A 12,451-nucleotide genomic window follows, 5' to 3' on the forward strand; every position below is an offset into this window, starting at 1 on the left:
TGTTGCCGACGGTATTTTTGAAATCTTAAAAACGGTTAAATCGGGTATTGGCACATTCTTTTCTTTGCCCGATTGTAGCACTCAATTGTCTCTGTTTTCTGATTCGGATGCGTCAAGGCTGAATTTTGGGGAAACTTAAAAGTAATATTTTTATTGACAAATCCCCATAAAAAGTGGTATAATAATTATAATTATTGTTACCACACACAGACAGAAAGGAAAAAGCTATGTTCGTAGATAAAGCGGTCATCAAAATAAAGGCAGGAGACGGCGGAGACGGCGCAGTTTCCTTTCACCGTGAAAAATACGTTGCAGCAGGCGGTCCCGACGGCGGAGACGGCGGCAAGGGCGGCGATATCGTCTTTGCGGTGGACGACAGCCTTTCCACTCTAATTGATTTCAGATACAAAAGAAAATTCACAGCCGAAAGGGGTCAGAACGGCTCCTCAAGGAACTGTACGGGCAGAAACGCCCCCGACCTTGTTATCAAGGTGCCCAGGGGAACCGTTGTAAGAGACGCCGCCACAGGCAGAGTTATGGCGGATATGTCCTCCGACGAGCCAAAGGTGCTTGCAAAGGGCGGCAAGGGCGGCAAGGGAAACGCACGGTTTGCCACCCCCACCCGTCAGATACCCAAATTCTCAAAGCCCGGCTTTATGGGCGAGGAATTTGAAGTGAGTCTGGAACTCAAGCTTCTTGCGGACGTGGGACTGGTGGGCTTTCCCAATGTGGGCAAATCCACGCTTATTTCGGTTGTCTCCGCAGCCAAGCCAAAGATAGCAAACTACCACTTCACCACCCTTACGCCCGTTCTCGGCGTTGTGAAGATAAGCGAGGGCCATTCCTTTGTAATGGCGGATATCCCGGGTCTTATCGAGGGAGCCTCCGAGGGCGTGGGTCTGGGGCACGAGTTTCTTCGTCACGTTGACAGGTGCAGGCTCATTATCCACGTGGTGGACGTTTCGGGCAGCGAGGGACGTGACCCCCGGGAGGATTTTGAGATAATAAACAGAGAGCTAAAAAACTTCTCCGAGGATCTGGCACAGCGTCCTCAGATCATCGCCGCAAACAAGTGCGATATGGCAACTCCCGAGCAGATCGCAGAGTTCAGGGAGTTTGCAGAGAGCAAGGGACTTGCCGTTTACGAAATATCCGCCGCAACCACACAGGGAACGGCTGAGCTTATAAATGCCGCATACAAGGAGCTTGAAAAGCTCCCTCCCATCAAGGAATACGAGGTGGAAGCACCCACTCCCGCAGAGCTGGACGAGCAGGCAGGTATGGGCGAGCGCTTCGAGATTACACGTGGAGACGACGCTGTATTCTACGTTACCGCACCCTGGCTCGAGCATATTATGCGAACGGTGGATATGGAGGATTACGCATCTCTCCAGTATTTCCAGAGAGTTCTCAGAAACACGGGCATTATCGACAAGCTTGAGGAAATGGGTATCGAAGAGGGCGACACCGTTAACATCTTCGGCTTTGAATTTGATTTTGTATTCTGATTTGGGAGAGATAACATTATGAGTATATTAGACAATCTTTTTGGAAAGAAAAAGCCTTCCCTTGAGGATGATATCCATTCCGCCTGCGAATGGGTGGTAAATGCTTTGAATGTCTCAGGCTATAATGCGGATTATTCGCTTGAAAGTATGAAAGAGATCGACCGCTTCTTTGATGAACAAAGCGGTGAAGGCGGCATAATTTCACGAAACAGAGGACAGATAATTTTTGCCCTTTCAAGCTATATCGGCGAAACCGTTATCCGCCTTTACGGCGGAAAATGGAGCGGCAGCGATGAAATAAATATGTCTGTTGAACTAAGTAACGGCACCATCATTTTCCCGACTCAAAGGGCAATGAAAAGATATCAGAACGGTCCCGAGGACAGTATTTACGCATATGTATATGTACTCGGAGCTCCTGCGGAGTCTCACACATAATGTGAAACGAAAGGACGGTCCTACTTATAGAAAAACGTGAGGTCAATCAGTACAGCCCTCTCACCCTTGCCTTTTTAGGGGACGCTGTTTACAGCCAGCTTGTCAGGGAGAAGCTGGTGCTGGGGGCAAATATGCCCGTGAAAAAGCTCCACCCCGCCTCGGTGGAAAGGGTGAGAGCAGGCTATCAGGCGAGGGCGGCGGCGCTTATCGAGCCGCTGCTCACCGAGGACGAGGCGGCGGTGATGAAACGGGGCAGAAACGCTTCCTGCAGTGCGGCAAGCGTTCCGAAAAGCTCCGACCCTGCGGAATATCACAGGGCAACGTCCCTTGAGTGCCTTTTCGGATATCTTCATCTGCTGGGCAGCCGGGACAGGATAAGAGAGCTTTTTGAATACATCTGGGAGAATACGGAGGTGAGGTAAAGTGCTGATGCTTGAAAACATAAATATGATAGACTGCGGTATGACAAACTGCTATGTCATAAGAGGCAGAAAGGGCGATATCCTTGTGGATGCGGGCAGGGAGGAATATCGTGACCATATCGAGACGTGGCTTTTAAACTACAACATCACCCTCATAATCCTCACTCACGGTCACGCAGATCACGTTCAGAATGCGGCGTATTTTTCAAAGCTGTATAATGCCCCCATAATGATAAGCCCCTATGATATGCGCCTTGCAAGGGACAACAACTGCCGACCCTATTACATAACAAATCCCATTGGCAGGCTGCTGAAAAATCAGACGGAAATGAATATGCATATCCGAATGAACCGCTTCGACCCTGCCATCTACGCCGAGGAGGGTATGGACCTTGAGCCATACGGAATTGACGGGGTGATAATAAATCTTGAGGGGCATACAAAAGGCTCCATAGGCATACTCTGCAAAAGCTCTGTAGGGTATGACCTATATGCGGGAGACGCAATAATGAACGCTCCAGTGCCGATGTTCCCGATGATATGCGAAAGCCCTCTGAAGGCAAGAGGCTCAATTGAGAGGATAATCACCCTTGCACCCGACCGTATACTCTGCGGTCACGGTGCCCCCATTCTCTGCGGTCATAAATCATACAAGCTTTTTATTGACAGATTTTAGAAAGCCACATTGGCAAGACGGAACACAAAATAAATTTTATTTTTAAGGAGAATTTACTATGTCAGGTCATTCAAAATGGAACAACATCAAGAGAAAAAAGGAAGCCACCGACGGCGCAAAGGCTAAGATCTTCACCAAGATCGGCAGAGAGATCGCCGTATGCGTTAAGGAGGGCGGCGGAGACCCCAACAATAACTCCAAGCTCAGAGACCTTATCGCCAAGGCAAAGTCCAACAACGTTCCCAACGATAATATCGACAGAATTATCAAGAAGGCAATGGGCGACGGCGACAAGACCAACTACGAGTCCAACGTTTACGAGGGCTACGGTCCCTGCGGCGTTGCGGTAATAGTTGAGACTCTCACAGACAACAAGAACCGTACGGCAGGCGATATCCGCCACTATTTCGACAAGTTCGGCGGAAATCTGGGCACCACAGGCTGCGTTTCCTTTATGTTCAGTTTAAAGGGCATTGTTATCGTTGAGAACACAGGTCTTGACGAGGACAAGGTAATGGAGGATATCTTCGACTGCGGCGCTTCCGACTTCACAATGGACGAGGACGAGATTGAGATCGAGACCGAGCCTAACGAGGTGGGTGCTGTAAGAGAGGCACTTACCGCTAAGGGATACAATGTTCTTTCCGCTGAGGCTATGCAGATACCTTCTACCTACACCACCCTCACCGACGAGGACGCTATCAGAAAGATGAACCTTCTCCTTGAGCACCTTGAGGACAACGACGATGTTCAGAACGTTTACCACAACTGGGATATGCCCGAGGTTGAGGAAGAGGAATAATTATCGTTACACACAATATCGCCCTTTGCTTTATGTTTGCCGCATAAAGCAGGGGGTGATTTTTTTATTATCCAAATATTGGATTTGTGCAGTCATACGAAAATCAGGAAAATAACATTTTTGTTCTGATTGGGTGTTGACAAAATGATACAAATGTGCTATAATATAAATGCGGAAAAAGGAGTCTCCCGAGGGACGGCTCCTTTTAAGGATCTACATATTTTCTACAGTCTCAATGCCCAGAATGTCAAGGTGCTTGATTATCATTTTTCTGGTGAGAGCCGCAAGGGCAAGCCAGCTGGATTTTTTCTTCTCGTCAGGCTCGTTTATGATGTGGTTCTCGTGGTAGAAGCCCGAGAAGGAGACTGCAAGCTGATATGCGTTCTCACAGATGTAGTTGGGGGCTTTTTCGCTCATTGCTCTCTCGAATACATCGCCTGTCATAAGCATTTTCAGGATAAGCTCACGCTCGCTGTCGGTGTAAATTCCCGTAAGCTCCGCCTTTGCATCTCCTGCTTTTTTCATAATGGAGTTTATGCGGGAAACGGTGTAGAGCAGGTAAATTCCCGTTTTTCCCTCGGCGGACATAAATTTGTCAAGGTCGAAAATGTAGTCCTTGGAGCGGTGGTTTATAAGGTCGCCGAACTTGATGGCTGCCATTCCAAGCTTGCGGGCATAGTCCTCTCTGTCCTGCTCGGAAACAAGCTGGGAGTCTTTGAGACGGTCGAGAGAAGCTTCTGTTACGGTGTTTATAAGGTCGGAAAGGCGCATAACTCCGCCGTCACGTGTTTTGTATGGCTTTCCGTCGCTGCCGTTCATTGTGCCGAAGCCTAAAAACTCAAGCTCGGTGGTCTCGGGGACAAGCTCTGCACGTCTTGCGCAGCGGAATACCTGTGTGAAATGAAGCTCCTGACGGTTATCCACCACGTACCATATTTTATCGGGGGAGAAGTCCTTGTTTCTCTGAATGATGGTGGCAAGGTCGGTGGTGGCGTAGATGCTGGAATTATCCGACTTGCGGACAATAACGGGGGGCATGGGTGCTTTGTCGTCCTCCTTGGCAACGTCCACCACAAGGGCGCCGTCGCTTTCATAAGAAAGGTGCTTGTCTTCAAGTATCTTCATAAGCTCGGGGATATATTTGTCGGCGTCGCTCTCGCCGTACCAGTAGTCAAAATCCACTCCAAGTTTGCTGTAGTTATCCTTCAGGTCGGCAACAGATACACGGAGAATTTCTTTCCAGAGGGCAATGTAGCCGGGTCTGCCGCTCTGAAGCTCAAAGGTGGCGGTGTGTGCCTTATCCTTGAATACTTCGTCCTCCTTGCTCTTTTTGCTGGCGGTGGGGTATACCTCGCAGAGCATTTCGGCGTTAAGCTGGGGAACGCTGTCCTTATCGGGGTCGAAGTCCTCCGCAAAGCACCTTTCATTGGGGTATCTCTCTGCAAGCTCGGTGATAACAAGACCAATTTGTAAGCCCCAGTCGCCAAGGTGAACATCTCCGCAGACCTTATTTCCGCAGGTACGGGCAAGCCTTTTGAGTGCTTCTCCGATGATGGCTGAGCGGAGATGACCGATATGGAGGGGCTTTGCCACGTTGGGTCCGCCGTAGTCGATAACTATGGTCTCGGGCTTTTCAGCCTGGGGAACGCCGCAGAAGGGGTCGCTGTCGATAGAAGCGGCGATATCAAGCATATATTCGTCTGTGAGGGTGAGATTTAAAAAGCCGGGTTTTACCACCTCAGCTTTGCTGAAAATGCTCTCCTCTCTGAGGACTGCCGCCACGTCCTCGGCTATCATAAAGGGAGCCTTATGGTATATTTTTGCTCCCGCAAAAGCGCCGTTGCACTGGAACTGACAGAGGTCAAGTCTGTCCGAGGCGGTAACAACGCCCATTTTGGGGTCATAGCCGCATTTTTCAAAGGCTGCCGATACTATTTCCGTCAGCTTTTTTGTAATTGACTGCATTTTTATCAATCCTTCCGAAAATGATACTGCTTTCATTTTAACATATTTTTTCCCATAAGTCAATTATTACATTAAATTTGTATTTTTTGGGGGCTGTTCACAGCTTTGTATCAGGCTTTGCCTGAATTATTAAAAAAATTTGCCAAATTGTATTGAAATAATTCGCCAAACGTGATATAATTATAGTAAATTTGACTATTCGCTTTTATATGAAACGAATTAGTTTGGTTTATATTAACAGCACGAAAGGATTTTATCTGATGAAAAAGCTTATGCTTGGAAACGAGGCGTTTGCCAGAGGTCTTTACGAGGCAGGGGTTACGATTGTATCAAGCTACCCCGGAACTCCCTCCACCGAGATCACCGAATACGCCGCAAAATACGATGATATCTATGCCGAGTGGGCGCCTAACGAAAAGGTTGCCGCTGAGACTGCTATCGGCGCTTCTATTGCAGGCGCACGCTCATTTTGCGGAATGAAGCACGTGGGCTTAAATGTTGCCGCAGACCCACTTTTTACCTTCTCCTACTCGGGAGTTAACGGGGGAATGGTGCTTGCGGTGGCTGATGACCCCGGTATGCATTCCTCTCAGAACGAGCAGGATTCACGTCACTATGCAATTGCCGCTAAGGTGCCTATGCTGGAGCCTTCCGATTCTGCCGAGGTAAGGGATTTTGTTAAGGCTGCATATGACATTTCCGAGAAATTTGACACTCCCGTTATCGTTAGAATGTGCACAAGAGTGGCTCATTCGCAGTCTGCCGTTGAGCTTTTTGACAGGGAGGAACACCCCTTAAAGGACTATGTTAAATGTCCTCAGAAATATGTTATGATGCCTGCCTACGCTCGTCCGAGGCACGTTGTTGTGGAGGAGAGAACGGCAAAACTTATTACATATGCGGAAACCTCTCCTCTTAACAGGGTCATTGAAAACAACACCGATATCGGTATCATTACAAGCGGAATTTGTTTCCAGTACGCAAGGGAGGCTATGGGAGACAAGGCTTCTTATTTAAAGCTTGGTATGGTAAATCCCTTCCCCGTAGAGCTTATCAAGGATTTTTGTGCAAAGCACAAGACCGTTTACGTTATCGAGGAGCTTGATGATATTATTGAGACACATTGCAAAAAGCTGGGTCTTAATGTTATTGGCAAGGAGCTTTTCGGTTTCATTGGCGAATTTTCTCAGGCGGTGGTTGCGGAGAAGCTTCTGGGTGTTAAGAACGAAGTCATGACATTCCCCGAGAATGTTCCCGTTCGTCCTCCCGTTATGTGTGCGGGCTGTCCTCACAGAGGTCTTTTCTACTGCCTTTCAAAGAACAAGATAACGGTTTCGGGCGATATCGGCTGCTACACGCTTGGTGCTTCTGCGCCTCTTAATGCGATGGACACTACTATTTGTATGGGCGCTTCCGTTTCCGCTCTTCACGGCTTTAACAAGGCGAGGGGTGAGAGTGCGGAGAAGTCTACGGTTGCGGTTATCGGTGATTCCACATTTATGCACAGCGGTATTACGGGACTTGTTAATATTGCTTACAATGCCACTAATTCCACCGTTATCATTCTCGACAACTCCATTACGGGTATGACGGGTCATCAGCAGAATCCCACTACGGGCAAAAATCTCAAGGGAGACCCTGCGGCGGCTGTTAACCTTGAGGAGCTTTGTCATGCGGTGGGAATCAAGAGAGTGGTTGTGGTTGACCCCTATGATCTGGCTCAGACTGAGGCTGCCATCAAGGAGGAGCTTGCGGCTCCCGAGCCTTCGGTAATTATTTCACGCCGTCCCTGTGCACTTCTCAAATATGTTAAGCACGAGGCTCCTCTCAAAGTGGACGAGGACAAGTGTGTTGGCTGCAAGATGTGCCTGAAGCTTGGCTGCCCTGCTATTTCCGTAAGAAACGGCAAGTGCGTTATTGACCATACTCAATGCGTGGGCTGCGGTATTTGTACCGAGGTCTGCAAGCCTAAGGCTATTATAAAGTAAAGAAAAATAAGGGGTAAGGATATGGGTATAGTGGAAAATGAAACAATGGAAGCTGAAAACAGCCTGCAAGCCGAAGAATCGACCTTGCTGATACTTGGCAAGGCACTTCTCGGGGCAATGCTGGGTGCGATACCTGCTATGCTTCTTTGGGTGGTTCTGGGCAAGGTGGGATACCTTGCGGCGATAAGCGGATTTTTTATGTTCCTGGGGGAGATGATAGCCTGCGACTTCTTTACCGGAAAAAGCAGGCAGATGAATATCTGGGTCGCTCTCATTATTTGCGCCGTTGTTATGATATTCGATGTTTATCTTTGCGAAAGATTTGTATGGTCATGGGAACTCTGCGATGTTCTGAATGAATACGGCGAGGGGGAATATTCTGTCGGCATCTTTGACTGCTTTAAGAATTTTAATGAACTTACGGCGGCTTTTGAAGTGCAGGAGGATTTCACCGCTTCCCTTGTGAAAAGCTATTTATTTGCCGCATTGGGCTGATTTGCAGGCGTTATGAAACTTGCTAAAAAATAAATTTAGGAGACTTATTTTATGGAAACAAGATCTATTATGATCGTCGGAGTCGGAGGACAGGGCTCGCTTCTCGCTTCAAGGCTGCTGGGAAACGTGCTGCTTGCCAAGGGCTTTGATGTTAAGGTGTCCGAGGTCCACGGAATGTCCCAGAGGGGCGGCTCGGTGGTCACATATGTTAAATACGGGGACGAGGTATGCTCTCCCGTTATTGAAAAGGGCGAGGCGGACGTTATCATCTCATTTGAGCTGCTTGAGTCTGCAAGGTGGCTGCCTTATCTTAAAAAGGGCGGCAAGCTCATTACCTCCACGCAGCAGCTTGACCCTATGCCCGTTATTACGGGTGCGGCTAAATATCCCGAGGATATTGCTGCTAAGATAAAGGAAATGGGAGTTGAGGTCACTGCTGTTGACGCTCTCGGTCTTGCGGAGCAGGCAGGAAATGCAAAGGCTTCAAATGTTGTGCTGATGGGCGTGGTTTCTGCTCAGACGGAGTTTGAGGAGCAGCTTTGGCAGAATGCTATTGAGCAGTGCGTTCCGCCTAAGTTTTTGGAGCTTAATAAGAAGGCTTTTGAGCTGGGGAGAAATGCAGGATAATTTTTATTATTAGGTATTTTATCTGCATATTGGTTACAAGTATTTATGCAGTAAATAAATAAACGGAGGTTTTTAAATTGGAAAACTATTGGAACAAGGAAATCGAATGTATGCCCCGTGAGGAAATGAAAAAGCTGCAGGACGAACGTCTTGTGGCTCAGGTAAAGCACGTTTATGAGAATGTGCCTTACTACAAGAAGCTGATGGACGAGAAGGGCGTTACTCCCGACGATATCAAGTCCACAGATGATCTTCACAAGCTGCCATTCCTCACAAAGTCCGACCTGAGAGACGCATATCCTTACGGACTTTTGGCAAAGCCCCTTTCCGAATGTGTAAGGATACACTCCACAAGCGGAACTACGGGCAAGCGTGTGGTTGCGTTCTACACTCAGCACGATATTGACCTCTGGGACGACTGCTGTGCAAGAGCTATCACAGCGGCAGGCGGCACTAAGGACGATGTTTGCCAGGTCGCATACGGCTTCGGTCTGTTTACGGGCGGTGCGGGACTTAACGGCGGTTCCCACAAGGTGGGCTGTCTTACTCTTCCTATGTCCTCGGGCAATACAGAGAGACAGATACAGTTTATGAGAGACCTTGGTTCCACTATACTTTGCTGTACTCCTTCCTATGCCGCTTATATCGGTGAGACACTTCACGAGATGGGTCTTACTCCCGATGATATCAAGCTTAAGGCAGGTATTTTCGGCGCTGAGCCCTGGACTGAGGAAATGAGACGTGAGATCGAGAAATCTCTCGGAATCAAGGCGTATGACATTTATGGTCTTACCGAGACAAGCGGTCCGGGCGTTGCTTTTGAGTGCTCGGCACAGTCGGGTATGCACATCAACGAGGATAACTTCATCGCCGAGATAATCGACCCCGATACGGGCGAGGTGCTGCCCGAGGGTTCGAAGGGTGAGCTGGTATTTACAAGCATTACCAAGGAGGCATTCCCTCTTCTCAGATACAGAACTCGTGATATCTGTGTTCTCAGCCGCGAAAAATGCTCCTGCGGAAGAACTCTTATCAAGATGACTAAGCCTATGGGCAGAAGCGATGATATGCTCATTATCAGAGGCGTTAACGTATTCCCCTCACAGATAGAGACTGTTCTTCTTGAGCAGGGCTATGCTCCCAACTATCAGATAGAGGTCGACAGAGTTAACAACAGCGATACTCTTGATGTTTACGTTGAGATGAACGAGGAGCAGTTCACAGACACCGTTAAGGGAATCCAGGAAAAGGAAAAATCCCTTACTGCGGCTATAAAGCAGATCCTGGGCATCAGCCCCAAGGTTCACCTTGTATCTCCCAAGACCATTGCTCGTAGTGAAGGCAAGGCTGTAAGAGTTATTGACAAGAGAAAGCTTCACGACTGATTTTTGACGTACATTTTTATGTGCAGAAAGGAAGGTTATTATGTTAGTTAAGCAGTTATCGGTATTCGTAGAAAACAAGCCCGGCAAGCTCAGTGCTGTTACCCGTCTTTTAGCGGACAATGATATTGATATCCGTGCGTTTTCCGTTGCGGATTCACGTGATTTCGGCATTCTCCGCCTTATTGTGAATGACCCCGACAAGGCTTCTCAGGTTCTTAAAAACGCTGAGGTAACTATTTCGGTGACAAATGTTATTGCGGTCTGCATAGGCGACCGTCCCGGCGGACTGGCTGAGGCTGTGGACTGCCTTTACAAGGCAAACATCTCCGTTGAGTATATGTACGCTTTCGTTGAAAAGTCCGGTGATGACGCTTTTGCTATCCTGAGAGTTGAGAACAATGACAAGGCTTTGGAGGCTCTTACTGAGGGCGGATTTACCATTCTGAGCGCTGAAAAGGTTTATTCTATCTGATAATTTTTTTCTGATAAAAATGCTTCGCTCTCCGTTTGTTTGACGGGGAGCGGAGCTTAGCATTATATAAGCATTATATAGGATAATATGAGGTGAAAACAGATGTGGGCTGTCTCTATGATAATGCAGTCGCTGACCATATATTTTCAGTATCTGTGTATGCTCATAATGAGAAAATTCATTTTTCTTGAAAAAGAAACTGAGGAACAGAAAAAGATATTCCGCAGAGTGAGCATACTGCTTGGGATCAATGATGTTATTCTGGCACCTGCCGTTACGGTCATTCTCGCGCTTATTCCTCCCGAAGATGGGGCTTACCCTGTTATTGGTATGTGCTTCTTCTTATATGATATTCTCTTTAACTTCGGAGTGCTGCTGGGAAAGGTCATTATTCCTCTGAGGTCTGTGGTATGCAGAAGGAAAAACAGGTGGCTGGGGCTTTTTATTTTCTTTCCGCTTATGGGATTTACTTATCAGCTTCAAAGCATTACATTGCTGCCTTCTTATCTGTTTCCGTCAACAGAAGAAACGGATATGATCTTCTCTGTAATTGCTCAGATCGTTTTCTACTTATTTATTGCAGCATTGCCGATCATTATGAAAATAAGTCCCGCTTGGTACAAAACTCTGTGCAGTGATATCGAGAGCAGAAGCCTTTCACTTTTTGAGGAGATCTCTGTCATTGCTGTGGGAATCTGGCAGTATTTTTTGGGCTATTACATCAACAATAGCGAAGTGCTGCAGAATAATGAGAATACTGCCTTGCTTGCTGTTGTAAAATTATCCTGCTTTGTTATTTCTGTTATTGTTATTTCTCTGGTTATCGTTACTAACAGGCGGAAATATTACTACGAGCAGACTATGTCACTGCAGAAAAATCTTATCACCGTTATGGCGGATATGGTGGAGAGCCGTGATATGAACACGGGCGGTCACATTCACAGGACCGCTTTATACACCGATGTTATCGCAAGACAGCTTCAAAAGGACGGGGTATATCCCGATCTGCTGACGGACAAGTATATTGATGATATGCTGATCGCTGCGCCGCTCCACGATATCGGAAAGGTGAGCATACCCGATGCTGTGCTTAACAAGCCCGGAAGGCTTGATGAAGATGAATTCAGGATGATGAAGGATCACTCCATGAACGGTGCTGTCATTATCGACAGGGTCGAGAATGCGGTGGGGGACATTGCTTATCTGGTCATTGCCAAGGAAATGGCGGAGTATCATCACGAGTGGTGGAACGGCAAGGGCTATCCTAACGGCATCTCGGGGGAGGATATCCCCATCTGCGCAAGAATTCTTGCTGTTGCCGATGTTTTTGACGCTCTGGTGTCAAAACGTGTTTATAAGGAGCCTATGCCTCTTGATAAAGCTTATGCCATTATCCGTGAGGAGAGCGGAACCCATTTTGACCCTGTGGTGGTCATTGCTTTTTTTGAGTCAAAAAAGCAGATCGAAGAAATTCTTTACTCTTCCGATGAGAAAGAAAGCGTATAAACATAAATGCGCCGTGTCCCGACAAAATGGAGTGCCCCCTGTCAAGTAGACAGCTGAAAAAACAAAAGAATATTTAGAGTTTGTTCAAATCCACCCTGCTGCGCAGCAGGGTGGATTTTTTACGCCGCCGCTGCCGAGTGATATTCCATAGGTGTCATACATTTCAA

General features: G+C 47.6%; 12 protein-coding genes. 11 read left to right on the forward strand and 1 reads right to left on the reverse strand.

All coding sequences use genetic code 11. From position 1 onward, the window contains the following. Positions 1 to 227: 227 nt before the first annotated feature. From obgE to ACR0QN_RS13070, 5 genes are read left to right on the forward strand one after another with little or no spacing between them, the layout of a single operon-like run. Positions 228 to 1,508: a GTPase ObgE gene (obgE, locus tag ACR0QN_RS13050; RefSeq protein ID WP_432651658.1), complete on the forward strand. Its 1,281-nt coding sequence runs from the start codon at positions 228 to 230 to the stop codon at positions 1,506 to 1,508. A gap of 18 nt (positions 1,509 to 1,526) precedes the next feature. Then, on the forward strand, positions 1,527 to 1,946 hold the full coding sequence (locus tag ACR0QN_RS13055) for a hypothetical protein (RefSeq protein ID WP_432651659.1): 420 nt from the start codon (positions 1,527 to 1,529) through the stop codon (positions 1,944 to 1,946). Positions 1,947 to 1,972: 26 nt separating this feature from the next. Next, on the forward strand, positions 1,973 to 2,368 hold the full coding sequence (locus ACR0QN_RS13060) for a Mini-ribonuclease 3 (RefSeq protein WP_432651669.1): 396 nt from the start codon (positions 1,973 to 1,975) through the stop codon (positions 2,366 to 2,368). Positions 2,369 to 2,375: 7 nt separating this feature from the next. Then, entirely contained in the window at positions 2,376 to 3,044 is a 669-nt protein-coding gene (locus ACR0QN_RS13065; RefSeq protein WP_432651660.1) for an MBL fold metallo-hydrolase, read from the forward strand. Positions 3,045 to 3,102: 58 nt separating this feature from the next. Further along, positions 3,103 to 3,846 carry a YebC/PmpR family DNA-binding transcriptional regulator gene (locus ACR0QN_RS13070; protein ID WP_432651661.1) on the forward strand — a complete coding sequence of 248 codons (744 nt, stop codon included), beginning with the start codon at positions 3,103 to 3,105 and terminating at the stop codon, positions 3,844 to 3,846. Positions 3,847 to 4,059: 213 nt separating this feature from the next. On the opposite strand, the gene argS is transcribed toward ACR0QN_RS13070, so the two are convergent. Beyond that, on the reverse strand, positions 4,060 to 5,811 hold the full coding sequence (gene argS / locus ACR0QN_RS13075) for an arginine--tRNA ligase (protein ID WP_432651662.1): 1,752 nt from the start codon (positions 5,809 to 5,811) through the stop codon (positions 4,060 to 4,062). A 260-nt stretch (positions 5,812 to 6,071) separates the two neighbouring features. On the opposite strand from argS, the gene iorA reads away from it, so the two are divergent. From iorA to ACR0QN_RS13105, 6 genes are all read left to right on the forward strand, one after another. After that, positions 6,072 to 7,799 carry an indolepyruvate ferredoxin oxidoreductase subunit alpha gene (gene iorA, locus ACR0QN_RS13080; protein WP_432651663.1) on the forward strand — a complete coding sequence of 576 codons (1,728 nt, stop codon included), beginning with the start codon at positions 6,072 to 6,074 and terminating at the stop codon, positions 7,797 to 7,799. A 21-nt stretch (positions 7,800 to 7,820) separates the two neighbouring features. Then, positions 7,821 to 8,294 carry a hypothetical protein gene (locus ACR0QN_RS13085; RefSeq protein WP_432651664.1) on the forward strand — a complete coding sequence of 158 codons (474 nt, stop codon included), beginning with the start codon at positions 7,821 to 7,823 and terminating at the stop codon, positions 8,292 to 8,294. 51 nt (positions 8,295 to 8,345) lie between these two features. Beyond that, positions 8,346 to 8,921 (forward strand): indolepyruvate oxidoreductase subunit beta, encoded by a 576-nt coding sequence (locus tag ACR0QN_RS13090; RefSeq protein WP_432651665.1) that lies wholly within the window; start codon positions 8,346 to 8,348, stop codon positions 8,919 to 8,921. Between the two features lie 77 nt (positions 8,922 to 8,998). Further along, the gene (locus ACR0QN_RS13095) at positions 8,999 to 10,306 is read left to right on the forward strand and encodes a phenylacetate--CoA ligase family protein (protein ID WP_432651666.1); all 1,308 of its coding nucleotides are present in this window, start codon (positions 8,999 to 9,001) and stop codon (positions 10,304 to 10,306) included. A gap of 40 nt (positions 10,307 to 10,346) precedes the next feature. Next, positions 10,347 to 10,778 (forward strand): ACT domain-containing protein, encoded by a 432-nt coding sequence (locus ACR0QN_RS13100; RefSeq protein ID WP_432651667.1) that lies wholly within the window; start codon positions 10,347 to 10,349, stop codon positions 10,776 to 10,778. 117 nt (positions 10,779 to 10,895) lie between these two features. Next, positions 10,896 to 12,284 carry an HD-GYP domain-containing protein gene (locus ACR0QN_RS13105; RefSeq protein ID WP_432651668.1) on the forward strand — a complete coding sequence of 463 codons (1,389 nt, stop codon included), beginning with the start codon at positions 10,896 to 10,898 and terminating at the stop codon, positions 12,282 to 12,284. The last annotated feature ends 167 nt before the right edge of the window (positions 12,285 to 12,451 follow it).

This window comes from Huintestinicola sp., from assembly GCF_050874005.1.
Classification (GTDB): Bacteria; Bacillota; Clostridia; order Oscillospirales; family Ruminococcaceae; genus Huintestinicola.